Genomic DNA, 23,609 nt, shown 5'->3' with positions numbered 1-23,609 from the left:
GGCTCGGGGACGTGCTCACGCCCCGGGCTCGGGGATGCCGAGGGCGGCGAGTTCGGCGTGTCCCTCGGCGGTGCGTTCCGGGTCGAGCAGCAGGGTGCAGGCCCGTTCGAACCGGGCGGAGATCTTCTCGAAGCCGACGAGCGCGGCAGCCAGTGCGGCGGGATCGCCGGTGCGGCGCCACCGGGCCCGGGACAGGCAGGCCGTGGCCCAGTCGTGCTCGGCCGCGCTGTCGACCGCCGCCGCCAGCCGTTCGTCCACGTCCGGCAGGTCGGCGAGTACCGCCAGTTCGGCTCCGGCGGCGCGGGCGTACAGCTCGAACCGGCCGCCGGGGAACTCGGCGGAGGCCCGCTCGACCAGGCCGGCCGCGTCGGCGAGATCGTTTCGGTGCACGGCCACCCTGGCGTCCGCGAAGACGATCGACGCGGGAGCCGGCCCACCCACCCCGCCCGGATCGACTACTCCGGCCGCAGCCGGCCCGAGTGCCCCTGCCCCATCCGGGCTGAGGACTTCGCTGACCCTGTGCCGCCAGAGCAGGAAGCGGCCCTTGTCGCCGCGGAGTCCGTGGCCGAGCGCGGTGAAGGCGATCGGCGCGGCCAACCATCCGACCGGCGGGCGGCCGGCGCGCTGCCAACCGGCCCAGACCCGCTCGGCGAGTGCCAACGCCTCGTCGATCTCGCCGGCGAGCACGAGTACCGGAATCCTTCCGCTGGTCGAGAAGTAGGAGTGCCGGCCCAGCAACTCGTCGCCCGCGACCCGTTCCACCACGAGCCGCGCGCCGGGCAGGTCACCCACGCGGTACGCGTTGGTGGCGGCGACGTTGAAGGTGTCCTCGATCTCCGGGGCGCTCCTCGGGTCGTTGCGGTCCATCAGGGCGAGCAGGTCGAACCGTTCGATCACGATCCGCTGCGCCTCGCGGAGCCGCCCGGCCAGCGCCGCCACGGCGCCCACCGCGTCCAGGCCGGCGCTGATCAGCACCGGGTCTCCGGTGACCCGGGCCGCCGCGAGGGCGGCCTCGGCCAGCGACGGGTCCGGACCGTCCCGCTGCCCGGCGGTCTGCCACGCCCCGGCGAGCCGCAGCGCGGCGGCGACGACCGGCTGCTCCCGGTCACCGGCGGTCTCCGCCGCGTCGAGCAGCCCGCGCATCCGCTGTTCCGAGATCTGTCCGGGGATCCGGCCACAGCCCCGGTTGGCCAACTCCACCAGCCGGGCCAGGGTGACCGCCTCGCCGTTGCGGTCGCCTCCGGCGCGCGCCCGCTCGGCCGAGGCCAGCAGCAGCTCGGCGGCCTCGATGCCGGAGGCGGTGCCGACGTGCGCGCAGTCCGATGCGCTGCGTAGGTCGCGGGCTGCCTCGACGTCACTCGGGGCACGTTCGGCCGCCTGCCGGTAGTAGTCGAGCGAGTCGGTCAGGAACCGCCTGGCGTACGCCAGGTGGCCGAGCGAGCGCGCCAACCGGTGCGCCAGCGGATCGGCTACCGGCGGGGTCTCCGCGAGGGCCGCCCGCAGGTCGTCGACGACGGCGTCGAAGTCGTCCCGCCAGTCGCCGGCGACCTGCACCGGCCGGCTGGGACCGTCGAGCCGTTCCTCCAGTTCGGCGGCGGCGTCGGCGGCCCAGCCGCGCCGCCGCTCGGCGGTCTCGGCGCGTTCCCCGTGCCGGTCCAACTGCTCGCGGGCGTAGGCGCGGACCACCGCCAGCAGTCGCCACCGTCGTGCGGCGCGTTCGTGCACCACCAGGCTCTTGTCGACCAGCCGGCCGAGCAGGTCGATCACGTCGGCCTGCCCGCCCGTCCCGGTGACCGCGACCGCCGCGGCCAGGTCGAACCGTCCGGCGAATACGGCGAGCCTGCGGAACAACGCCTGCTCGGCCGGGTCCAGCAGGTCGTAACTCCAGCCGATCACGGTACGCAGCGAGCGGTGCCGCTCGTCCGCGCTGCGGCTGCCGGCGAGCAGCCGGAGCTGGTCGTCCAGGGCCGTCAGCAGCCCGGCCGCGCCCAGTGACACGCCGCGGGCCGCCGCGAGTTCGATGGCCAGCGGCACGCCGTCGAGCCGGGCGCAGAGTTCGGCGACGGCCGGCGGGTCGTCGAGGAATCCCGGGTCGGCGGCCAGGGCCCGGTCCCGGAAGAGTTTCGGCGCGTCGGCCGGCGGCAGCGGCGGCACCGGGAGGACCCGCTCACCGGTGAGGCTGAGCCGTTCGCGGCTGGTGGCCAGTACCGTCGTGCCGGGGCAGGCGGTGAGGACGCGTTCGACGAAGCCGGCCGCCCCGTCCAGCAGGTGTTCGCAGTTGTCCAGGACGAGCAGCCACCGCCCCTCGCCGAGCCGGTCCAGTACCGCCTCCACCAGCGGCTGCTGCGAGGTCTGCGCGACGCCGAGAGCGGTCGCGACCGCCTGGGCGACGAACCCGTCCCGGACCGGGACCAGGTCGACGAAGGCCACGCCGGCCGGGAATTCCGGCTGGCTGGCCAGCGCACTCTGCACCGCGAGTCGGGTCTTGCCCACCCCGCCGGTTCCGGTCAGCGTCACCAGCCGGGCGTCGGCGAGCGCGCTGCGCACCGCGCCGGCCTCCGGTTCCCGGCCGACGAAGCTGGTGCGGGGGACGGGCGGCCCGGTCGTCCGCCCGGCCTGCGCCGCCAGCGGCTGCCGTTCGGACGCGAGCACCGCGAGTGCCCGCCGGTCGGCCGCGCCGGTCTTGCGGAGCAGCGCCGAGACGTGGCTTTCGACGGTACGCACCGAGATGACCAACTCGGCGGCGATCTCGGCGTTCGACAGCCGGGCACCGAGCAGCCTGAGTACCTCGGCCTCGCGGCTGGAGACCTTCTCCGTCGGCAACCCGGTCACCGGCCAATCCTGCCACCCGGCCCGCTGCCCGACGGCCGCCCGGTGCTCCCCGGCGGCGTTCCGCACCCGCCCGGATCGGAATTCATCGGTACCGGCACAGCCGCGCCCTGGCTGAGCTGCGTTCGTCACGATGGCCTGGGCCACGGCGGCCCTGGCGGAGGGTTGGTGTCGACCTGGGGCTAGTTGATCGGCACGGGTTGCCGGGTGCGGCGACGGTAGGTGTAGAGGATGAAGAGCAGCAGGATCAGCACCGACCCGGCCGCCCCGGTGGTGAGCACCAGATCGGAGCGGTCCGCTCTGGTGGCGGCTGGCCGGGCGGTGCCGAAGTTGATCTCGCCGGTGACGGTGCGTTTGGTCCAGCCGCTGGCCAGCGCGAGTCGGGCCTGCCAGGGGCCGTCGGGCAGTCTGCGGTCCAACGCGATCCGGATCGTCGTCCGGCCGTCGAGCGGAAGCGTTCTCGCCTCGGCCCGGACCGGTCCCACCGACAGCCCGCCGGGTCCGTCGCTGAGCCACAGCTCACCGGTCAGGTCCAGGGCGCGCCGGCCGGTGTTCTGCACCTCGGCGGTCACGACCGGGATGCCGTCGCGGTCGCGGCTGCCGGTGGGCGACGCGATCTGGAAGCCGGAGGGCGGTTCGCCGCCCGGTCCCACCGACAGGTAGACGCGGATGCCGGCGCGGGCGACCTGCTTCACCATGTGCCCGTCGCCACCGGCGGTTTCGGCCCACACGACCGCATAGCGCTCACCGGCTTCGGCCGCCTCCGGGACCCGGATCGTGACCCAGACCGTGGTCTCGTCGTCCGGGCCGAGCTCGGCCTGGGTCTGGTCGACCCGGATCCAGCTGACCAGTTCGTTCTCGGTCCGGCCGGGACCGTAGCCGAAGCCCTTGCCGGAGACTTCCGCCGCGGCGGGGTAGATCTCGACGTCGCGCTCCACTTGCGACGCGTTCGCCACCACGATGCGCCGCCGGATGGTGGTGCCGGGGTTCACGTGGTCCACGATGTACTTGTGTGCGCGGGTGTCGTCACGCCGGTTCAGCGGGGCGTCGAGCAGGCGTACGCCGACGGCCGCGGGCACCCCCTCCGGGGGTCGGCTGCCCGACGGGTGCGGCCGGGGGCCGTCCCGCCGGGGGTCCCGGTCCGGGGCCGGCGCAGCCGCCTCCACCCGGTCCGGTTCCCGGAGTGCGGCGTGTGCGGAGCCGGGCACGGCTGCCGCCCCGGCGGTGACCGCGAGTGCTACCACCGGGGCGAGAGCCCGGCGAATGTCATGCCACCGAATGGGTGATCACCCCCGTGTAGGTGCCGCCGACCGCGTCGTTGGGGATGGTGATGCGGATCGTCGGGTTCCAGGTCGCGGAGTTGTTTCCGCTGCCGGAGGTCTTGCTGAACGCCGTACGCGGCAGGTTGAGGGCCACCGCGTCGGCGGAGGTCGGCTGGCCCGGCACGAAGGTTCCGGTGCCGGTGGTGGATACCGCCGGGCCGGACCAGTACTCCACCAGGTTCGGCAGGATGGTCTCTTCGGGGCTGCCCTCGCCGGTGGTGAACGCGGTGCTGCTGACCGTGGCGGTCCAGGTCGCGCTCAGTGCCGAGCGGCTGTCCGTGACCGTGACGTTGCCGAGCTGGCCGATCACCGTGGAGCCGGCGAACACGGCGCCGAGGTTCACCGACGGCGGCACCGTGATGTCCAGGTTGGCGGTCGAGACGGTGAACGTCACGATGGTGTCCCCGGACGGCGCGGCTGCGGCGGGCGCGGCCAGGGCCAGCACGGCGGCCGCGGCGGCGGACAGGGTAAGAAGTGGTTTCCTCATGCGTGCGAACGTAACGACCCGAGGACCCCGCGGAGGCAGATAAGCGGACATATAACTCTTTAGGCTACAGAGTGGGTAATAGTTCCGGTGTACGTGCCCGCGACGATGCCGGACGGGATCGCGATCCGGATCGTTGGCCTCCAGGACACCGTGTTGTTGCCGTTCCCGGCGGTCTTGCGGAACGCCTGCCGGGTCACGTTGAGCTGCACCGCCTGGGCCGCGGTCAGCTGCCCCGGGACCAGCGTGCCGCCGCCGGTGCTGCGGACCGCCGGCCCGGACCAGTACGAGACCTGCCCGTTGGCGATGGTTCGTTGCGGCCCGCCGGCCCCGGTGACGAACACGCTCGCACTCACCGTGGCGACCCAGGTGTTCGGGTTCACCTGACCCCGCCGGTCGCGCACCTCGACCGTGCCCAACTGCCCGGTCAGCACGCCACCGACGAAGCCGGTGCCGAGGTTGACCGAGGCCGGCACCGTGATGTCGACCCCGACGGTCAGGGCCAGTTGAACCGTCCGGGGTGGAGGCACCCCTTCGATGGGCGCCACGACACCGACCAGGGTCAGGGCGACGCCGAACGGAGCGAACAACGACTTCACGGCAGCAACTATATGCTAAAACCGGACATTTGACATGATAAGTGGGCTAAGGTTCGGCGCGTCAAAGACGAATGTGAGTACCAGCTCCTTTTCCGTCGCGCGTTCCGACTGGTCCAGACCTGACCAGGGAGGGGTCGGGCCTGGCTCGGCCGATGGGGCCGGTCAGTGACGCCGGGGCACCCAGTGCAGGATCTGGCCGGCGATCAGTGCGGGGTGCGTGTCGGGCAGTTCCTCCAGGGCACGGGCCAGGTGTCCGGCGAGGTACACCAGCAGGCCGATCCGGTCGCCCCGGAAGCCGACAAGCAGGGCGAGCCGCGCCGGAGCGCAGGGCCAGGGGTTCCCGCAGTCGCGGCAGCGGTACGACGGATGTTCCGGAAGGTGGCTGCCGGTCCTGCGTCGCCGCCGGTCGGCGAAGCGGTGCCACCGCCGCGACGGACCGATCACCGCCTCACGCCCGCTGCGGCAGCCGAGCCGGCTGCTGCCGCCGGTCCGGCCTGACGTTGCCGGCCCGACTGTTGGCCCGACTGTTGGCCCGGCTGTTGGCCTGGCTGTTGGCCTGGCTGTCCAGCCCGGCTCGTCGGTTGGTCGGCCGGCGGGATGGTGTCGGTGTCGTCGTCGGCGTCGGAACCAGCGGCGGCTCCCAGGGTCTCGGCGGTGCCGCCGTCAGCGGGTGGGCGTCCGGACAGCGCCAACGGAGTCCGCAACGGCAGTACCGCCACAGCCGCCGCCAATCCCGCCGGTGAATTCCCCGTACTCGTCGAGAACGCATCTGGTACCTCCTGGAAAGTGAACGGGCGGAAGACCGGAACTGCGCGCGACTCCTGCCCTGTATCCCCTTGACGGAACTCGATCAGACTCGTGTCAACCGGAGACATCTCAATTCCGGCCGTCCCGACCTGCCGCATCGTTTCTTCGCTTGAATCCACCCTGGACTGTGACCGGACGATGACGGAAGATAATCGGCGGGCAGTAACAACGGATATTCCGAAACACAGCCGGTTACTGAAAGGCACTGAACATGGGTAATCTTCCGACAAGGCTCAAGGGACTACGGGCCGAACGAGGCGTCACCCAGGACCAGGTGGCCGATGCGGTGCAGGTCAGCAAGTCGCTGATCGCGGCGTTCGAGACGAGCCGCCTCTCGCCGAAGCAGGACACGGCGGCAGCTTTGGACGCGTTCTTCGAGTCCGGGGACGAGATCCAGAAACTGTCCACCGAGGCCAGGAAGAACCGGCGGCCGACCCCGAGCTGGTTCCGTCCCTGGCGGGACCTGGAGGAGACGGCCGTGATCCTCCGCTATTTCCAGGCGACCCTGATTCCGGGCCTGTTGCAGACCGAGGCGTACGCGCGGGCGGTCTTCGCCAGCACCGGAATGCTCTCCGACGAGGAGGTGGCGGCCCGGGTCGCCAGCCGGATGGAACGCCAGGCCGCCATCCTCGACCGGGCGGACCGGCCCACCTTCGCCTTCATAGTCGACGCCGCCGCCCTCCGGTGCGGCCCGGCCGAGATCGCCAAGGAGCAGCTCCAGCACCTGGCCGACACCAGCGCCCGGCCGAACATCTTCGTCCACGTCGTCCCCGACACCGCCGGCCTGCACGCCGGCCGCAGCGGGTCGTTCAGCCTGGCGACCCAGGAGGAGGGTGACACTGCTGCTCTCCTGGACGACTTCTATGAAGACCGGGTGATAGTGGAACCGTCTCGCGTGACTGGACTCGAACGGACGTGGCAGGCTATAGCTGCGGTCGCCCTCCCGTGCGAGCAGTCGAGGGACCTGATCCTGAGGTTGGTGAACGACTATGACGACCCAGTGTCCGAACTGGCGGAGGTCCAGCCGTAGCGGTCAGAACGGCGGAAACTGTGTGGAGGTCGCCGACAACCTCCCTGGCCGGGTCCTCGTGCGGGACAGCAAGGACCCGCACGGACCGGTGCTGACCTTTACCCCTGACACCTGGCATGCCTTCGTCACCCTCGCCAGCGAACACAACTGACCCTGGCCCGTCCCGGCGGCCTGCCCTCCCAGTGGCAACCGGGCTCCGCCGAACCGGTCCAGCCCGCCTCGATCTTCCGATCGGCTGACGCAGCGGCAACCCGGTGGCGGGACCGGTGGGGACGCCCACAGGCGTGGGGCCGGCGCCGGATCTGGCGCCGACCCCAACGCGTACCATGATCAGCAGGTGATGGGGGCCGCCGGTCCGGCGAAGGTGCGGTCGATCGTCGTCGGCGAGCCGGTCTTGAAGTTCACGACCACCCGCATCAGGGCGTAGAGGTTGCCGGTGGCGCAGCCGCGCTGGATCTGGAAGCCGCCGCCGAAGCGCCCCAGGTCGAACTGGTCGATGGTGTTGCCCAGCGGTGTGGTCTCGTTGCCACGGAAGATCCCGATGATGCCGCGGATGCTGATCACCTCCTGGTCACAATGGACCGAGTAGTCCACGGCCACCGATGCCGCCCCGGCCCTGACCGGGGGACTGATGCTGACCGTGCAGGTCGTGGCCGCCACCGCGAGCCCGCCACGAGCGGTGCCGTCCGACTGCGACAGCAGGTGCACCGCCGTGCCGCTCCCGGACGGCGCCAGGCCCTTGGCCGTCAGACCCTCGGCCGCCAGCCCGGCCACGGTCAGGCTGCCGGTCCCCGGCGCAGATTCCGACGACGTCGGCGAGATCGCGGACGCGGGACCGGCCGTGAATGCCGTCACGGCGACCACCGCAGTGACTGCCACGACGAACTGCCGGAGGAGCTTTCTGGGACGACTGGTGTGCATAGCGTGTACCTCCATGGCTTTGATGCCCCTTCGTCCCTGGGTCGGTCACGGTCACGATGGCCGACGACGAACGGGCGACGATATGGCGACGCTAAGCAGGCCAACTGGAGGACAATTGGACGCGCGCTGAATCCGGCTTCCCGTCGGAAACCCTCCTCGACTCGGCGTACCGCGATCTCCGAACCTGGCGACCACGACGAGCGGCGCCTAGTGCTGTGACCGGAAACGTTGGCCGGTTTCAGGCCGCCGCCTTGGCGGGGGTCTGACCCCAGCGGCGTTGTCGTTCGGAGCGGATCCGGGCTCGTTCGCGGCGTTGGGCGGCGAGGACGTCGGGGTGGCGGGCGTTGGCGTTGCGCCAGCGCAGGTAGTTGTGCAGGGCTTGGGTCGCGACGGGATGGTTGGGGTGGTTCGACCCGGCCACGACGAACATCCGCAGCGGTCCGAAGTGCGCCTCGATCGGGTTCGCCCACGACGAGTACGTCGGGGTGAAGCACAACTCGACCCGGTTGCGGGCCGCCCACTGCCGGATCTTGACGCCGCGATGTGCGGAGAGGTTGTCCAGGATGACGTAGACCGGCGCGCCGTCAGGGCGGGCGGCCCGGATGCTCTTGAGCGCTGCCAGGGTGTTCGCTGCGGACTTCCGCCGGCGCACGACACCCCAGAGGGTGTCGTCGCCGACGCTGTAGCAGGCGTGGAACTGCCGGACCCCGTGCAGCTTGTGGTAGTTGCCGGGGAGCCGGTCCGGATGCCCGGCCTGGGTCCAGGACGCGCCAGCGTGTGGCCGGATCGTCAACGGCCCGAACTCGTCGAAGGCGAAGACCCGGTCCGGGAACGCCGTGGTCACCGCCTCGATCCGGGCGAGTTTCGCCTCAGCGTTCGGGTCGTTGGTCTCCTTCCACGTCTTCGTCCGCTGGAAGGTGATGTCGTGGCGGTGCAGGAACTCCCGCAGCCGTTCCCGGCCCACGAGCACCCGGCGCTGGCCGTGGTTGTGAGCCAGGTAGTCCGCGAGTTTGCGCAGGCTCCACCGGGTGAACGGCTGGCCGAGCCCTTGCGGTCTGGTCTTGGCCGTCGCGACGATGAACGCTTCGTCGTCCTCACTGATTCGGCGGGGACGGCCACCCGCCCACCGAGGGTCCAGGCAGGCCAGGCCCATTTCGTTGAACCGGTGGATCACCTCACGGACCGCGTCCTCGTCCCCCTGGACCAAGCGGGCGATTGCCGGGACGGTGTTCCCGCTGGCCGAAGCCATGATCACCATCGCCCGACGCAACCGGATCGCAGACCCGGTCCCACGCCGCACGATCTGCTGTAGTCGCCGGCCCTCATCATCACTGAGCCGACGAGCCCGGACAGGTTCTGCCATCCCGACAGCCTGAACCCTCCACCAGCCACCACCACGACCATCGACCGGCGTGTCACCCAACCCGGCCAACGTTTCCGGTCACAGCACTAGCTCAAGTGCGCGGGTTGTTGGCTCCCCTGGCTACGGTTCGGACATGGCCGACGTGTCCCTTGCCGAGTTGATCGCGTTGCTCGCCTACGACAACGACGGCGTGCCCAGAGGCACCGACAGGCACCTCGACTACGGCCTGGCCGGCGCGCTGCTCACGGATCTGGCCCTGGCAGGACGCATCGACGTTGTCGGCAAGTACGTCGTCGTCACGGACCCGGCGCCCACCGGTGTCCGGCTGACGGACTCCGCGCTCCACCAGCTCCGGCACGACCGCCGGCGACGCGGGCCCAGAGACTGGATCATCCGGCTCACCAGGGACGTACGGTCGACCGTGCTGAGCCAACTCGTCGACGCAGGCACACTCCGGCGCGAGACCGACAAGGTGTTGAAGGTGGTTCCCCGTACCCGATATCCCACCCGGGACGGCTCGGAACCACCGGCCAAGACCGACGCCCGCCAGCAGATACGCTCGGCCGCGACGCGATCGGACCGGGTCGACGCCCGGACGGCCGCGCTGTGTGGCCTGGTCAGCGCACTGAGCTGGGAACGGCACGTCCTGCCGGATCTACGACCCATGCAGGTGCGCGACCGCTTCGCCGAGTTCCGGCGATCGGTGTGGGCGGCGAACGCGATCCAGAGGATCATCGACGACGCCCGGACGGCCTCGGCAGCAGCGGCAGCCGCTGCCGGCGCGGGAGGTTGAAGCGGGTATCCCAGCCACCGTCCGTGCCGGCCGCCACCAACCGAAACCGTCACGCCCGGTGGACGGCTCCGGTGCCGGCCCGCGCCCGGCGATCGTATGGCGGGTCAGCGCAGTGCTGCGGCGAGTTCGGCGGCGTTGTCGAAGGCGGATGCCGCTCTTTCGGATTCGTCTCCGGTGAGCGTGACGGACCCGGCGCGGGCCAGCATCTCGGCAGCGGTCTTCGGATCGTGCAGCACCATCGCGAGTTCGGCGCGGTAGACCAGGACCTCTACCTGCTCGACCGGGTCGTCGTCGGCTTGCGGGCGGGCCAACGCGCTGTCGAGGATCCGAACGGCCTGTCCGGCGTTTCCCCTGGAATCGGCCTGCACGACGGCATTCGCCAGGGCCTTGCCCAGCCGCCCGGCAGGCGTGCTGGCCGGCACGGGCGCGGTGGCGGCGTTCCGGAAGACGCGGATCCAGTTGCCGCCCGGGTCGATGACGCTGAACCCGCCCACCCCGTCGGCGTTCTTCCGCGCCCTGGGCCGGGTCATCCGCGGCGTTCCGGAGACCAGTACCCTGCCGTACGCGGCGCGCATGCCGGCGGCGAATGCCCGGTGCAGCCCCTCGATGTCCGGGGTGATTACCAGGCACGAGCCGTAGGACTGCTCCGGGTCGAATCCGGCGATCTCGAAGAACTGTAGTTGCAGGTCTTCCCGCTGCACCCCGACACACGGGTTCGGCTTGCGCTGCTTGTACGTGGTGCGGAAACCGAGAACTCCGTAGAAGGTTTCGATGTCGTCAATGGATGCGCACGGCAGCAGGGGAACGGTCACCTCGTTGGTCATGCCTCCTTCCTAGGCGTCACAGGGTGTCCGTCGCACATGGAAATAACCGATCGTCGTCTTCGGCCATCCGATCGCCTGATGACCGGGAACGCAACGCCGCCGGGCCGAGTCGTCGACGATGCCTTCCTGCCTGCCATACGGCTCGCCAGGATCAGGCACCCGATCCCGCATTCCGCGCACGCCGCCACAGCTCGACCTGTCCCCCTCGGTGGCCGGTCTCCGGTGCCGGTCGGCGGCCGGAACTGCCGGAGGGCGTGCGAGCTCAGTTGCCGGTGGTCAGCCATCGAGCGGCGAGTTCGGTGATGATCGCGCCGCCCCGGTCGTTGAGGTGGATGTGGTCGACGTGCAGTTCGCGCCCGCCGTTGTCGGAGACCTCGTCCCAGCTTCGGCCGAACAGGTAGTGCTGGGCCGCTGCGCCGAAGGCCAGCAGGAAGCTGAAGTCGTATGGTGCGGGGTCGCCGCCGCGCTGCCTCAGGAGGTCGGCGAGTTGCTCGTGTACGGGCAGGTAGTCGGCCTGGGCACGGGCCGCGGTCTCTCTGATCACGGTGTTGTACGCGGTGAGTTTCCGGTTGAGGGCGGCGTCCAGGTCCTCGCCCAGCGGCGGCAGGGACAGCAGTGCGATCCGGGCGGTGGTGCGGGACTTGACCCGGTCGACGATCGCGTCGAGGTTTTCCCGGTACTGATCCAGCGGTACGCCATCGCGCACGTCGTTGCCGCCGATCAGGATCATGACCGCGGTGGGGCGGCACGCGACGATGTCCGCGTCGACCCGCCCGCGCAGGTCGGCGCTGGTGTCGCCGTTGACGCCGGCGTTGACGAACTCGTACTCGCGGTGTTCGGGCCGTTCGCGAAGTGCACCCACCCAGTCCGCGCCGAGCCTGCCCTGGGTCGAGCTGGAGCCGGCCGCGACGACGGTGGGACGGGCGTCCGGCTTGCGACCGTCGGCGCAGGCTTCGGCTGGTGGATTGGCGGGCGGCCGGCCGAAGGCGAGGTACACGACGGTGCCTGCGGCGCCGAGTACGCCGACGAGCAGCAGGCACGCGGCGATGACGATGCCGCTGCGGACGGTGAGGCGCATGTGTGCCCCCAGGGGTTAGTGACTACTAACCCCCATACTGGGCTAGTGATCACTAACCTGTCAACCAGGAAGACCGGCACGACATGAGCACCCGGGAACGGATCCTCGACGCGGCCGAGCAGATCCTCCGGACACGCGGAGTCGCACTTGCCACCACCAAGGAGATCGCACAGGCGTCGAAGGTCTCGGAACCCACGCTCTACAAGTACTTCGACGACAAGGAGCGACTGCTGCTCGCCGTCCTCAGGGAGAGACTTCCCGGCCTGTCCCGGGTCTCGGTCCGGCCAGGCATCGGCAACGTCGAGGACAACCTCGCCGAACTCGCGCACGCGGTCCTGGAGTTCTACCAGCAGTCGATTCCGATGCTGAGCGCACTCCTCGCCGACCCGAAGCGCATGGCGGCACACCGGGTGGCGATGGACCGCCACGGCGGCGGCCCCGACAAGGCGGTCGCCGTCTTCGCCAACTACCTCCGGGCCGAACAGGCCCTCGAACGCATCGACCCCGCCGCGGACCCGGACGCAACCGCGTCCCTGCTGATCGGCGCGTGCTTCCACGAGGCGTTCCTGCGCTACTACGCCCAGGGACCGGCCGCAGCCGCCGCCCCGCGCGCCACCGCCGAGGCGTTGGCCCGGGCCGCCGTCCACCCACTGGTGTAATCCCGCCGCCGCAGGGGCCCACCATCACCGCCGGTGGTGAATTCCGTACCGGACCTGATAACCGTCGGATTATGGGTCGTTGCGGTATCCGTCGTTGATCGCCGCCACCACCTCCAGGAATTCTGGGGACCTCGAACGGCCAGCCGTGCCGGATGCCGGGACGGCCTCCTTTTTGCGGCAGAGAAAGTCCCCGACCCGACCCTGAGCCGCGGCTGCCACGAGCGCCGCGTCGAGACGGGTCTCGCAAGATCGAATACTGAGGTAGGAGATTCGTGATGGATAACCGCGACGGCGGCTTCACCAGGTCAGGGCTGGGCAGGATGCGCGACGTGCTGGCCCGGCACGTCGAGTCGAAGAGGATTCCCGGTCTGGTGGCTCTGGTGGCCCGGGGCGCGCAGACGCACGTCGAAGAGATCGGGACGATGCGCCATGAGGGCGGCGGGCCGATGCGCCGGAACACGATCTTCCGGATGGCGTCCACCTCCAAGCCGGTCGCCATGGCGGCGGCGATGGTCCTGGTGGACGAGTGCCGGCTGCGTCTGGACGACACGGTCGAGCAGTGGCTGCCGGAACTGGCCGACCGGCGGGTGCTGACGCGGGTGGACGGCCCGCTGGCCGACACCGTGCCGGCGCGGAGGCCGATCACCGTACGGGATCTGCTGACCTCCACGTTCGGGCTCGGGATGGATCTGACGGCGCTGGGTACGCCGATCATCGGCGCGCTTTTCGAGCAGGGGATATATCCACAGAACATGACGGATTATTCCGAGCCGGACGAGTGGATGCGCCGCCTTGGCACGCTTCCGCTGATGTACCAGCCGGGAGAGCGCTGGCAGTACCACATCAGCCACGACGTCCTCGGCGTGCTCGTCGCCAGGGTCACCGGCCGGTCGTTCGAGACGTTCCTGCGTGAACGCGTCCTCGACCCGCTGGGAATGAAGGACACCGGATTCCACGTGCCCTCCGACAAGATCGACCGGCTGCCACCCAGCTATGCGCCCGATCCGCAGACCGGCGATTTCATCGTGTGGGACGAGGCGGCAGGTGGGCAGTACAGCCAGCCTCCGGCGTTCCAGTCCGGCGGCAGCGGGCTGGTCTCCACCGTCGACGACTATCACACGTACTTCCGGATGCTGCTCAACGGCGGAACGCACAACGGTGAGCGCATCCTGTCCCGGCCCGCCGTGCAGCTGATGACCACCAACCGGCTGACGCCCGAGCAGCAGGCCGTCCGTACCGCCATGGCCCGCGACAGCGTCCACGTCTCGCACGGCCAGGGGCAACACGGCGGCTGGGGCTTCGGGATGGCGGTGCGAACCTATCGCGGCGACTACGCCCCCGTCGGCCAGTTCGGCTGGGACGGCGGAACCGGCACCTCGGCCTACGCCGACCCGGACAAGCAGCTGGTCGGCATCCTGCTCACCCAGGTGGGAATGTCCGTCCCAGATCCGGCGCATGCCATCCACGACTTCTGGACCACGCTCTACCAGGCAATCGACGACTGACGCCGGACCAGCGCCGCGCCCGCGGATCGTCGTGCGGCTGCTCCGCACGGCTGTCGGGGCGATCGTGAGTCCCCTGGCGGAGCCACCGTCGACATCCCGCGGTGAAAGCTGTTTGTCACGGATAGTCAGGAAGCAGAAGGTATGACCACCAACATTCATCCGTTGCTTGAGTTCAGAGGAGCACACGCCTGTGTCCGCCATCCCTACCGATCAGGACGAACCCACACCGCGAACCGCTGCGGCGTCTCGGGTGTGGTTCATCACCGGGGCCAGCCGTGGCCTTGGCCGCGCCTTCACCGAGGCCGCGCTCGCCGCCGGTGACCGGGTGGTCGGCGTGGCGCGTGATGTGTCGCCGCTGGACGACCTCACCGCCCGACACCCGAGCCAACTGCTCGCAGTGCGTCTCGACGTCACGGACCGTTCGGCGGTCTTCGACGTGGTCGATCGGGCGGTCGCGCACTTCGGCCGACTCGACATCGTGGTGAACAACGCCGGGGCGCTGTTCACCGGGATGGTGGAGGAGTTCACCGAGACGGAGGCCCGGGCCCAACTGGAGCTGAATTTCTTCGGCGCGCTCTGGGTCAGCCAGGCCGTCCTGCCCCGGCTACGGGCCCAGGGCAGCGGACACCTCGTGCAGATCTCCAGCATCGGCGCCCTCGGCGGCTTCCCCAGCACGGGGCTCTACAGCGCGAGCAAGTTCGCCTTGGAGGGCATGAGCGAGGCGTTGGCCGCCGAAGCCGCCGGGTTCGGCGTCAAGGTCACCATCGTCCAGCCGGGAGGCTACTGGACGGACCTGTACACCAGCAGCACGGCGACCAGCCCGGATCCGGCGTACGACTCGCTGCGCGAGGAGTTGGCCAAGCAGTGGGCAGAAGGATCGATCGACAGCGATCCCCGGCTGGCGGCCGAGGCGCTGATGAAGCTTGTCGACAGCGAGGACCCGCCGCTGCGGCTGCTGTTGGGCAGCATGGTGTACGACGTCGCTTTCGACATCTCCCGGCGACGCATGGATACCTGGGCGAGCTGGGAACAGGTCAGCCGCGCCGCGGAGAAGGCCATCCCGGCTCCTGGCACCGAGGCGGGCTGACGGTCGGTCCTACCAACCGGCTGTCGTCCTCGTACCACCGGCCACCTGCACCAACCATCGGAGTGTCAATGAGCATGTTCACCGCCAACGAACTCACCTATTTGGCCACGCAACGCATTGGGCGCCTGGCCACCGTCTCACCCGGTGGACAGGTGCAGAACAACCCGACGAATTTCTTCGTCGCTCCCAGCGCCGACATGATCATCATCGGCGGGGGTGCGCTGGGCTCGACGAAGAAGTTCCGGAACGTTCAGCGGGGCAGCACCGTCGCGTTCGTCGTGGACGACCTGGTGGCGGTCGATCCGTGGACGCCCCGAGGCATCGAGATTCGGGGCACGGCGGTGGCACTGACGGACCACGAGCCGCCTCTGCCGCACCTCTCCCGCGAGATCATCCAGATCTCACCTGACAAGATCGTTTCTTGGGGACTGGACGGGCCGCGAGCGAGCCGTACGGTGTGAGACCCCGACAAGAAAGATCGTTCGACGACGCCGGCCGTTGACCCCGACCGGGTGTCCGGGCGGACCCTGGTCCTCCGATGTAACTACCTGGGTCTGCCGAAGGCGCGTGGACCGAGTTGCGCGGCCGTCTCGACGAAGCTCCGCACCCGTGGCGAGGCCCCGTCCTCACGCCACACCAGGACCCACTCGGTGACGGGCGCGTCGTGGATCGGAATGAACACCACGCCCGGATGTGAGTAGTACCGCAACACATGCTCGTTCAGCGGGGTCAGGCACTTCCCTGCGGCTACCTGGGTCAGCACCTCGTGGAACGTCGTGACGCGGGGGCCCCGCAGGATCGGCTGGCCGCCGGCTGTCCTCGTGGGCACCATTGCCTCGGCCCAGTAGTCCGGCAGGTTCGGGCCGAGATCGACGAGCACCCGCCCGGCAAGGTCCTCCATCGACACGGACGCCCGGTTGGCGAGTTCGTGCCCGGTCCACACGGCCAGCACCCGCCCCTCGGTCAACAGCACCGGCCCCTCGACCAGGTCCGGCTCCCGCACCGGCCGCCACAGCAGGGCCAGGTCCAGCTCCCCCGCCCGCAAGGCCGTGAACGGATCACTGAAGTGGATCTCGCGTAGTGCGACGTTGCAGTCGTGACAACGGCTGCGGAACAGATCAATGAAGTCGCGGATCTCGTGACCGACCGCCCCCATCACGCCCATCCGGACGGTTCCGCTGACACCACGCGCCGACTCCAGCGCTTTCGCGAGACCGGTCTGGATCGTGTCGTAGCCAGCCCGCAGGTCGTCGCGCAACTGCTCGCCGACCGGGGTCAGCGCCACCGCCCGGCTCGTGCGCTCGAACAACGCGGCCCCGATGCGGCGCTCCTGCGCCTTGATCGCCTGACTGACCCGCGCCTGCGAGACATGCAGCCGCTGCGCGGTACGCCCGAAGTGCAACTCCTCGGCGAGCGTCAGGAAGATCTCTATGTCGCGCAGCTCCACCCGAACCCCAACCGCCATAACAACCGGATTATCGATCGTAACGCCAGAGGTTATCGGTCAGTTCTTCACGGGGTGCCGCCCAGGGTCTTTTCACGTGTGCGGTCGGTGACTTCTCGAGCTGGGATTCTGTGCGGGATCTGCCTCTGTGGCGGCGGCCGGGGCGCCCTCCACACCCAGCTTCGGAAGCGCGACCAGTGACAGTACGTCACGTGTCTGCCCGCCGGATGTCATGGCGAATCGGTGACGTGGTGGCACTGCCCGGACGGCTCGCCGAGCGCTGCAATGGACGGGCATGTCCACCACCCCGGTCGTCACACCGAACGACGCTGCCATCCGACGGCTCGATGTGCTCCCGCCAACGGAGCGTTGTCCGCCGGTGAGCCCAGCCACCGGTTCGAGCCCCGAAAGGACCTCTCCCGATGGACGCCCCAAGATCCGATGGGCCCCGAGACACGGCGGGTCACCCGAGCGCTCCTGCCGTGGCCAGTTCGGGTCCCCGGACGCAGGCGGGTTCCCGACCAGCCGTCGACAGTTCCCGACCGTTCGGCGCCCACCTGCGGATGAGCTGGTGGAAGCCGCTCGTGGTCATCGTCGTGCCGCCACTGGCGATGTTGCTCCTCCAGGTGCTGCTCTACCTGCTCGTCGGCGTCGTCGAGAACAGCGACGACCCGATGGCCGCCACCTTCACGCCGTTGAAGTTCCTGGCCGTCAACCTGAGTGTGGGCACGGCGGGCGTACTGGCGATCCTGCTCCTGGTATGGATCGCCAAGGTGCCGTGGCGCAGCCTGATCAGCTCACCACGAGCCTTCGACGCGCGCCGCCTGAGCTACTACCTGATCGGAGCGGCGCTGCTGGTCGGCGCCGGGATCGGTGTCGTGGCACTGGTCGCGCCCGACTCCCCGGGCTGGACCGCCTTCGGTGTCACCGGCACGACGGTCGCCATGCTGGTGGTCGTCCTGCTGAGCACCCCGATCCAGGCCGTCGGCGAGGAGCTGATGTTCCGCGGCGCCGTGCTGCCCGCCGCCGCGTCCTGGGTGCGGGCGGTTCGCCCGGCCCTGGTCGTCGGGCTCGTGGTCTCCAGCCTGGGCTTCGCCGTGGTCCACGGGTCGGCCGACCCCTGGCTGTTCGGCTACTACACCCTGATCGGGATCAGCACCGGCCTGATGGCGATCATCAGCCGGGGTATCGAGGCGCCGGTCGCCTTCCACGTCGCCAACAACGTCCTGTTCACGACCGTCAACACGGTGATGGCGGACGGCGAGGGCTTCGCGATCGACCGGTCCACCGACACCGGCGACGCGTCCCTGCTCATCCTCGGCGCCGTCAACGTCGCCATGGTGGTGCTGGTCTGGCTGCGCGAGCGGCGGGCTCGGGCCACGGCTGACGATCCTGACGGTACGGTTCGGCCGTGCCCCGACCGCTGATCTTCCTCGACGTCGACGGCGTGCTCATCCCGTTACGGCAGCGGCCCGCCGGCGCTTGCTAGTGCTGTGACCGGAAACGTTGGCCGGGTTGGGTGACACGCCGGTCGATGGTCGTGGTGGTGGCTGGTGGAGGGTTCAGGCTGTCGGGATGGCAGAACCTGTCCGGGCTCGTCGGCTCAGTGATGATGAGGGCCGGCGACTACAGCAGATCGTGCGGCGTGGGACCGGGTCTGCGATCCGGTTGCGTCGGGCGATGGTGATCATGGCTTCGGCCAGCGGGAACACCGTCCCGGCAATCGCCCGCTTGGTCCAGGGGGACGAGGACGCGGTCCGTGAGGTGATCCACCGGTTCAACGAAATGGGCCTGGCCTGCCTGGACCCTCGGTGGGCGGGTGGCCGTCCCCGCCGAATCAGTGAGGACGACGAAGCGTTCATCGTCGCGACGGCCAAGACCAGACCGCAAGGGCTCGGCCAGCCGTTCACCCGGTGGAGCCTGCGCAAACTCGCGGACTACCTGGCTCACAACCACGGCCAGCGCCGGGTGCTCGTGGGCCGGGAACGGCTGCGGGAGTTCCTGCACCGCCACGACATCACCTTCCAGCGGACGAAGACGTGGAAGGAGACCAACGACCCGAACGCTGAGGCGAAACTCGCCCGGATCGAGGCGGTGACCACGGCGTTCCCGGACCGGGTCTTCGCCTTCGACGAGTTCGGGCCGTTGACGATCCGGCCACACGCTGGCGCGTCCTGGACCCAGGCCGGGCATCCGGACCGGCTCCCCGGCAACTACCACAAGCTGCACGGGGTCCGGCAGTTCCACGCCTGCTACAGCGTCGGCGACGACACCCTCTGGGGTGTCGTGCGCCGGCGGAAGTCCGCAGCGAACACCCTGGCAGCGCTCAAGAGCATCCGGGCCGCCCGCCCTGACGGCGCGCCGGTCTACGTCATCCTGGACAACCTCTCCGCACATCGCGGCGTCAAGATCCGGCAGTGGGCGGCCCGCAACCGGGTCGAGTTGTGCTTCACCCCGACGTACTCGTCGTGGGCGAACCCGATCGAGGCGCACTTCGGACCGCTGCGGATGTTCGTCGTGGCCGGGTCGAACCACCCCAACCATCCCGTCGCGACCCAAGCCCTGCACAACTACCTGCGCTGGCGCAACGCCAACGCCCGCCACCCCGACGTCCTCGCCGCCCAACGCCGCGAACGAGCCCGGATCCGCTCCGAACGACAACGCCGCTGGGGTCAGACCCCCGCCAAGGCGGCGGCCTGAAACCGGCCAACGTTTCCGGTCACAGCACTAGCGGAGATGCCGGGCGAAGAACCCGGCCGCGTCCTCCCCGGCGAACTGCGGGACACCGGTGTGTCCGCCCATGTTGGCGTGCAGCGTCTTCTCCCTGGAGCCGAAGGCGTCGAACAGGTCCAGGGCCGCCTGCCGGTCGTTTCCCTCGTCATCCCACTGCAGCAGGACATGCAGCGGAATGGTGACCTGGCGGGCCTCCTCGAACATGGCGCGCGGCACGAGACTCCCGGCGAAGAGGCCGGCGGCCACGATGCGCGGCTCGACCACCGCGAGCCGGATGCCGACGGAGATCACGCCCCCCGAGTACCCGACCGGGCCGCCTAACTCGGGCAGCGACAGCAGGGCGTCCAGGGCGGCCCGCGATTCCGGGACCGCCCGGTCGACGAGCGGGAGGACGAGGGCGTCGACGATCTCGTCGCTGACCGGCTCGCCGGCCTCCAGCGCCCGGCGCAGGTCGGCGCGGGCCTGCTCGACGGCGGCCCAACGGGGCCGGTCCCCGCTGCCGGGAAGCTCGATGGTGGCCGCGGCGAAGCCCTCCGCCGCGGCGCGCCGGGCCCGCGCCACCAGGCGGGGGTACATCCTGGGCAGTCCGAGCGGGGGGTGGCCGAGCAGGATCAGCGGGACCGGTGTGGAGGCGCATGCGGATCCGGGCGTCCACAGGATGCCGGGGATCTCGCCGAGGGTGAATTCGCGTTCGAGGACGCCGTCGTCGAGGCGCTGCTCGGTGGTGAATCGCATTGGTCGTGCCCTTCGGGAGTGCTCGTGAACGGCGCTCCCGGACGACCTATCGTCCGACCGTGACCCCGCAGGGGAGCACCCATGTCGAAACGTTCACGGGTACCACCTCCTCGGTCTCTCGCACGGCCTTCCGAAAGCTAGCAGCGGCCGCCGTGATCCACCAGAGGTTTTCCCTGCGGCGGCTCCGGGGCCGTGACAGCGGCGGATCGCCGAGGTAGGCGCTGGCAGCATGTGTCCGTACGCCCCGTCAGCGGAGTTGACAGGCCCATAGCTACCGGCTATCTATTTAGCGGTCCGCGACGAAGGGGTGTGCCTGGGGTGCAGGACGTGGTGCTGGCCATGCTGGCGAAGGAGCCGGCGTACGGGTACGAGTTGCGCGGCCGGATGCGTGCCGCGCTCGGCCCGCTGGGCGAGTCGATGAACGCCGGGCAGATCTACGTGGCGCTGGCCCGGCTGGGCAGGGCCGGACTGGTGACGTCGGAGCGGGCCGACGGCCTGCCGGACCGGCCCGACCGGCGGGTCTACGCGTTGACTCCGGCCGGACAGCAGCGGGTCGCGGGCTGGCTGGCCGAGGTGAGCTGGCCGAGGCCGGACCTCACGGAGTTCCACCTGAAACTGGTGGCCGCCGCCGCCGGCCGGCTGGCTGACCCGGTGGCACTCGTCGACGCGCAGCGGCGCGAGGTGCTGCGCCGGCTGCGCGACACCCAGCGGGCGGCGCTCGACCGGTCGGTGGACCCGGTCGCCGGACTGCTGCTGGAGGGCGTCGTACTGCGGCTGCGCGCCGACCTGGAGTGGCTGGAGGCCTGCGAACGCATGTGGACCGAACGTGGTCGGACTGGCCGGAAGGCGGAGGCATGACCGGATCGATGGCGTTGCGGGCGCGCGGGCTGACCAAACGGTACGGCTCGCACAACACACTGGTACGCGCCGTCGACGAGGTCGACCTGGACGTGCCCGTCGGACAGACGTTGGCGGTCATGGGACCGAGCGGCTGCGGCAAGTCCACCCTGCTGCACCTGCTCGGCGGGCTGCAGAGACCCACCGACGGGCAGGTGTGGCTGGCCCAGCACCGGGTCGACACGATGAGCGAACGGGCCCTCGCCCGGCTGCGGCGCGACGGCGTCGGGTTCGTCTTCCAGTCGTTCCACCTGATGGACGAACTCACCGCGGTGGAGAACGTCGAACTGGCCGCGCTGCTGGCCGGCCGGTCCCCGGGGCGGGCCCGCAAGCGGGCGATGTACCTGCTGGACCGGGTCGGGCTCGCCGACCGCGCCGCGCACCTGCCCTCGGCGCTGTCCGGCGGGCAGCGCCAGCGGGTCGCGATCGCCCGCGCGCTGAGCAACGAGCCGCTTGTCGTACTCGCCGACGAACCCACCGGCAACCTGGACAGCACCGCCACCCTGGAGGTACTGCGGCTGTTCGAGGAGCTGCACGCCGCCGGACAGACTCTCGTGGTGGTCACCCACGACGCCCGCATCGCCGCGGTCGCCGACCGGGTGATCTCGATGCGCGACGGGTCGTTCGCCGACGACAACCACTACACCGGCACCACCGCAGGCACCGTCTACGACGGGCGGCGCTGAAGATGTCCGGCCGCCTCCTGCTCGTCTGCCGGCTGCTGGTGCGGGACCTTCGCCGCCGCCGCACCGAGGCCGTCCTGCTCCTGGTCGCCATCACCGCCGCCACCGCCACGCTGACCCTCGGCCTCACCCTCAACGAAGTCGCCGACCGGCCGTACCAGCAGACCCGGGCCGCCACCGCCGGCCCGGACGTGATCGTGACACCCCGGGCGACCGGCCAGGCCGCGCTGGACGAACTCGCACCGCTGACCAGCGCGGCCGGCGTCACCGGTCACAGCGGTCCCTTTCCGGTCGCCTACCTGACGATGACGGTCGGCGGCACGTCGGCGCAGACCGTCGTCGAGGGCCGGGACGACGCGCCGGTGTCGATCGACCGGCCCGCCGTGACCGACGGCACCTGGGTACGCCCCGGCGGCGTCGTCGTCGAGCGTGCCTTCGCCGACGCCCTCGGCATCCGCGTCGGCGACACGGTCAGCGTCCGTGGCACGGTAAGCGCGGACGACACGGTAAGCGCCGACGGCCATCCGCTGCGCGTGGTCGGCACCGCCGTCACCGCCGCCAGGGCCACCTATCCGTACGCCGGGTGGCACCATCCGGGCAGCGTCCTGGTCGAGCGGGGCGGGCTGGTCTGGGTCGACCGCGGTGACCTGGCCAGGCTTGCCGGCGGCCGGCCGCTGTCGTACACCCTCAACCTGAAACTCGCCGACCCGGCGGCCAGCACCAGGTACGCCGTCGGCGACGAACTCACCATCTGGCAGGCGATCGACGACCTGAACGGCCGGTTGTACGGCGACGCCCAGTTGACGCTGCTCGTCGGCAGCTGGCTGCTCAGCGGCCTTGCGCTGGCCGGCGTCGCCGGCATCGTCGCGGGCCGGATCATCGGCCAGCGCCGCCGGGTGGGGCTGCTGAAGGCCGTCGGCGCCGGACCTGCCATGATCGCCGCCGTCCACCTCGCCGAGTACCTCGTGATCGGGCTTGTCGCCGCCGCCACCGGGCTGGCGGCGGGCTGGTTCGCCGCGCCCGTGCTGATCCGCCCGAGTGTCGGACTCATCGGCTCCGTCAACGCCCAGCCACCCGCGCTGCGCACGGTGGTCGCCAGTACGGCCCTCGCCCTCACGATCGCCGTGGCGGCGACGCTGCTGCCTGTGGTGCGCGCCGCCGCCACCAGCACCGTGCACGCGCTGGCCGACGCCGCGACGCCGCCGCGCCGCCGGTGGTGGCGCATCCGGCTGTCCCGGCATCTGCCCGCCGCCCTGCTGATCGGGGTACGTGTCAACGCCCGCCGGCCGCGCCGGGCCCGGCTGGTCACCGTGAACACCCTGATCACCACGACCGCGCTCGTCGCCGTACTCGTGATCAACAGCCGGGTGGAGAAGTTCGACCTCGGCTACACGGAACTCGCCAACCCCCGCACCGAGCGGATGGACCAGGCCCTGCTGGTAGTGGTCGTCGTGCTGTGCGTCCTCGCGCTCGTCAACGCCGTCGTGAGCACCTGGACCGCGGTGCTGGACGCCCGGCAGCCGCTGGCCGTCGCCCGCACGCTCGGCGCCACGCCGGCACAGGCCGCCCTGGGCCTGGCGGTGGCGCAACTGCTTCCCGCCGTACCCGGTGTCGTCGCGGGGATCCCGGCCGGCATCGGACTGCTCGATCTCGTCAGCCGCGCCGAGGTCCAGCGACCGCCCGGGTCCTGGCTGGCCGCCACGGCGCTCGGCGTGCTGCTCGCCGTCGCCGCGCTCACCGCCGTCCCCGCGATGCTCGCCACCCGGCGCCCGGTCGTGGAGACCCTCCGGTCCGCGCCATCCTGACCGCCGGGCAC

At 70.5% G+C, this 23,609-nt stretch carries 23 protein-coding genes; 12 read left to right on the top strand and 11 right to left on the bottom strand.

Translation table 11 applies throughout. The features are described 5' to 3' along the window. Positions 1-15: 15 nt before the first annotated feature. From ACN28A_RS15285 to ACN28A_RS15265, 5 genes are all read right to left on the bottom strand, one after another. Positions 16-2,832, bottom strand: coding sequence for an ATP-binding protein (locus ACN28A_RS15285; protein WP_421395934.1), 2,817 nt, complete (start codon positions 2,830-2,832; stop codon positions 16-18). 179 nt (positions 2,833-3,011) lie between these two features. Then, complete coding sequence (locus ACN28A_RS15280; RefSeq protein WP_421395933.1) at positions 3,012-4,073, bottom strand: hypothetical protein; 1,062 nt, start codon at positions 4,071-4,073, stop codon at positions 3,012-3,014. Positions 4,074-4,095: 22 nt separating this feature from the next. Then, entirely contained in the window at positions 4,096-4,638 is a 543-nt protein-coding gene (locus ACN28A_RS15275; protein ID WP_421395931.1) for a hypothetical protein, read from the bottom strand. Positions 4,639-4,697: 59 nt separating this feature from the next. Next, positions 4,698-5,234: a hypothetical protein gene (locus tag ACN28A_RS15270; RefSeq protein ID WP_421395929.1), complete on the bottom strand. Its 537-nt coding sequence runs from the start codon at positions 5,232-5,234 to the stop codon at positions 4,698-4,700. 162 nt (positions 5,235-5,396) lie between these two features. Continuing rightward, a complete protein-coding gene (locus ACN28A_RS15265) occupies positions 5,397-5,678 on the bottom strand; it encodes a flavin reductase (protein WP_421395928.1) in 282 nt (93 codons plus the stop codon). Between the two features lie 574 nt (positions 5,679-6,252). Here ACN28A_RS15265 and ACN28A_RS15260 point away from each other — a divergent pair. Both ACN28A_RS15260 and ACN28A_RS15255 read left to right on the top strand, forming a co-directional pair. Next, on the top strand, positions 6,253-7,071 hold the full coding sequence (locus tag ACN28A_RS15260) for a helix-turn-helix domain-containing protein (protein ID WP_421395927.1): 819 nt from the start codon (positions 6,253-6,255) through the stop codon (positions 7,069-7,071). Further along, positions 7,031-7,222 carry a DUF397 domain-containing protein gene (locus tag ACN28A_RS15255; RefSeq protein WP_421395925.1) on the top strand — a complete coding sequence of 64 codons (192 nt, stop codon included), beginning with the start codon at positions 7,031-7,033 and terminating at the stop codon, positions 7,220-7,222. The genes ACN28A_RS15260 and ACN28A_RS15255 overlap by 41 nt, the downstream gene beginning before the upstream one ends. A 179-nt stretch (positions 7,223-7,401) precedes the next feature. Here the strand turns inward: ACN28A_RS15255 and ACN28A_RS15250 are convergent, their stop codons facing one another. Together ACN28A_RS15250 and ACN28A_RS15245 are read right to left on the bottom strand one after the other, a co-directional pair. After that, positions 7,402-7,926 (bottom strand): hypothetical protein, encoded by a 525-nt coding sequence (locus tag ACN28A_RS15250; protein ID WP_421395924.1) that lies wholly within the window; start codon positions 7,924-7,926, stop codon positions 7,402-7,404. 304 nt (positions 7,927-8,230) lie between these two features. Further along, positions 8,231-9,355: an IS630 family transposase gene (locus tag ACN28A_RS15245; RefSeq protein ID WP_421393574.1), complete on the bottom strand. Its 1,125-nt coding sequence runs from the start codon at positions 9,353-9,355 to the stop codon at positions 8,231-8,233. 133 nt (positions 9,356-9,488) lie between these two features. Between ACN28A_RS15245 and ACN28A_RS15240 the strand changes: the two genes are divergently transcribed. Then, the gene (locus tag ACN28A_RS15240) at positions 9,489-10,148 is read left to right on the top strand and encodes a GOLPH3/VPS74 family protein (protein ID WP_421395922.1); all 660 of its coding nucleotides are present in this window, start codon (positions 9,489-9,491) and stop codon (positions 10,146-10,148) included. 104 nt (positions 10,149-10,252) lie between these two features. Here the strand turns inward: ACN28A_RS15240 and ACN28A_RS15235 are convergent, their stop codons facing one another. Next, on the bottom strand, positions 10,253-10,972 hold the full coding sequence (locus ACN28A_RS15235) for a VOC family protein (RefSeq protein WP_421395920.1): 720 nt from the start codon (positions 10,970-10,972) through the stop codon (positions 10,253-10,255). Positions 10,973-11,234: 262 nt separating this feature from the next. Then, the gene (locus tag ACN28A_RS15230) at positions 11,235-12,050 is read right to left on the bottom strand and encodes an SGNH/GDSL hydrolase family protein (protein ID WP_421395918.1); all 816 of its coding nucleotides are present in this window, start codon (positions 12,048-12,050) and stop codon (positions 11,235-11,237) included. Between the two features lie 83 nt (positions 12,051-12,133). On the opposite strand from ACN28A_RS15230, the gene ACN28A_RS15225 reads away from it, so the two are divergent. The 4 genes from ACN28A_RS15225 (at position 12,134) to ACN28A_RS15210 (ending at position 15,762) form a co-directional block, all read left to right on the top strand. Continuing rightward, positions 12,134-12,709, top strand: a complete 576-nt coding sequence (locus ACN28A_RS15225) for a TetR/AcrR family transcriptional regulator (RefSeq protein WP_421395917.1) — start codon at positions 12,134-12,136, stop codon at positions 12,707-12,709. A gap of 275 nt (positions 12,710-12,984) precedes the next feature. Continuing rightward, a complete protein-coding gene (locus tag ACN28A_RS15220; protein WP_421395915.1) occupies positions 12,985-14,214 on the top strand; it encodes a serine hydrolase domain-containing protein in 1,230 nt (409 codons plus the stop codon). A gap of 250 nt (positions 14,215-14,464) precedes the next feature. Then, positions 14,465-15,301 (top strand): SDR family oxidoreductase, encoded by an 837-nt coding sequence (locus ACN28A_RS15215; RefSeq protein ID WP_421395913.1) that lies wholly within the window; start codon positions 14,465-14,467, stop codon positions 15,299-15,301. 68 nt (positions 15,302-15,369) lie between these two features. Beyond that, a complete protein-coding gene (locus ACN28A_RS15210) occupies positions 15,370-15,762 on the top strand; it encodes a PPOX class F420-dependent oxidoreductase (protein WP_421395912.1) in 393 nt (130 codons plus the stop codon). An 83-nt stretch (positions 15,763-15,845) separates the two neighbouring features. On the opposite strand, the gene ACN28A_RS15205 is transcribed toward ACN28A_RS15210, so the two are convergent. Continuing rightward, the gene (locus ACN28A_RS15205; protein ID WP_421395910.1) at positions 15,846-16,748 is read right to left on the bottom strand and encodes a LysR family transcriptional regulator; all 903 of its coding nucleotides are present in this window, start codon (positions 16,746-16,748) and stop codon (positions 15,846-15,848) included. 560 nt (positions 16,749-17,308) lie between these two features. Between ACN28A_RS15205 and ACN28A_RS15200 the strand changes: the two genes are divergently transcribed. Further along, positions 17,309-18,172 (top strand): CPBP family intramembrane glutamic endopeptidase, encoded by an 864-nt coding sequence (locus tag ACN28A_RS15200; RefSeq protein ID WP_421395908.1) that lies wholly within the window; start codon positions 17,309-17,311, stop codon positions 18,170-18,172. 148 nt (positions 18,173-18,320) lie between these two features. Then, positions 18,321-19,445, top strand: a complete 1,125-nt coding sequence (locus ACN28A_RS15195; protein WP_421393574.1) for an IS630 family transposase — start codon at positions 18,321-18,323, stop codon at positions 19,443-19,445. A 27-nt stretch (positions 19,446-19,472) separates the two neighbouring features. Here ACN28A_RS15195 and ACN28A_RS15190 read toward each other — a convergent pair whose 3' ends face one another. Next, the gene (locus ACN28A_RS15190) at positions 19,473-20,213 is read right to left on the bottom strand and encodes an alpha/beta hydrolase (protein WP_421395906.1); all 741 of its coding nucleotides are present in this window, start codon (positions 20,211-20,213) and stop codon (positions 19,473-19,475) included. Between the two features lie 309 nt (positions 20,214-20,522). Here ACN28A_RS15190 and ACN28A_RS15185 point away from each other — a divergent pair, with 309 nt between their 5' ends. From ACN28A_RS15185 to ACN28A_RS15175, 3 genes are read left to right on the top strand one after another with little or no spacing between them, the layout of a single operon-like run. Continuing rightward, complete coding sequence (locus ACN28A_RS15185) at positions 20,523-21,071, top strand: PadR family transcriptional regulator (protein WP_421395905.1); 549 nt, start codon at positions 20,523-20,525, stop codon at positions 21,069-21,071. Then, on the top strand, positions 21,068-21,796 hold the full coding sequence (locus ACN28A_RS15180) for an ABC transporter ATP-binding protein (protein ID WP_421395904.1): 729 nt from the start codon (positions 21,068-21,070) through the stop codon (positions 21,794-21,796). The genes ACN28A_RS15185 and ACN28A_RS15180 overlap by 4 nt, the downstream gene beginning before the upstream one ends. 2 nt (positions 21,797-21,798) lie before the next feature. Then, a complete protein-coding gene (locus ACN28A_RS15175; RefSeq protein ID WP_421395903.1) occupies positions 21,799-23,598 on the top strand; it encodes an FtsX-like permease family protein in 1,800 nt (599 codons plus the stop codon). The last annotated feature ends 11 nt before the right edge of the window (positions 23,599-23,609 follow it).

Source organism: Plantactinospora sp. WMMB782 (assembly GCF_049179135.1).
Taxonomy (GTDB): Bacteria; Actinomycetota; Actinomycetes; order Mycobacteriales; family Micromonosporaceae; genus Plantactinospora.
This window is presented reverse-complemented; position numbering and strand designations above follow the sequence as displayed.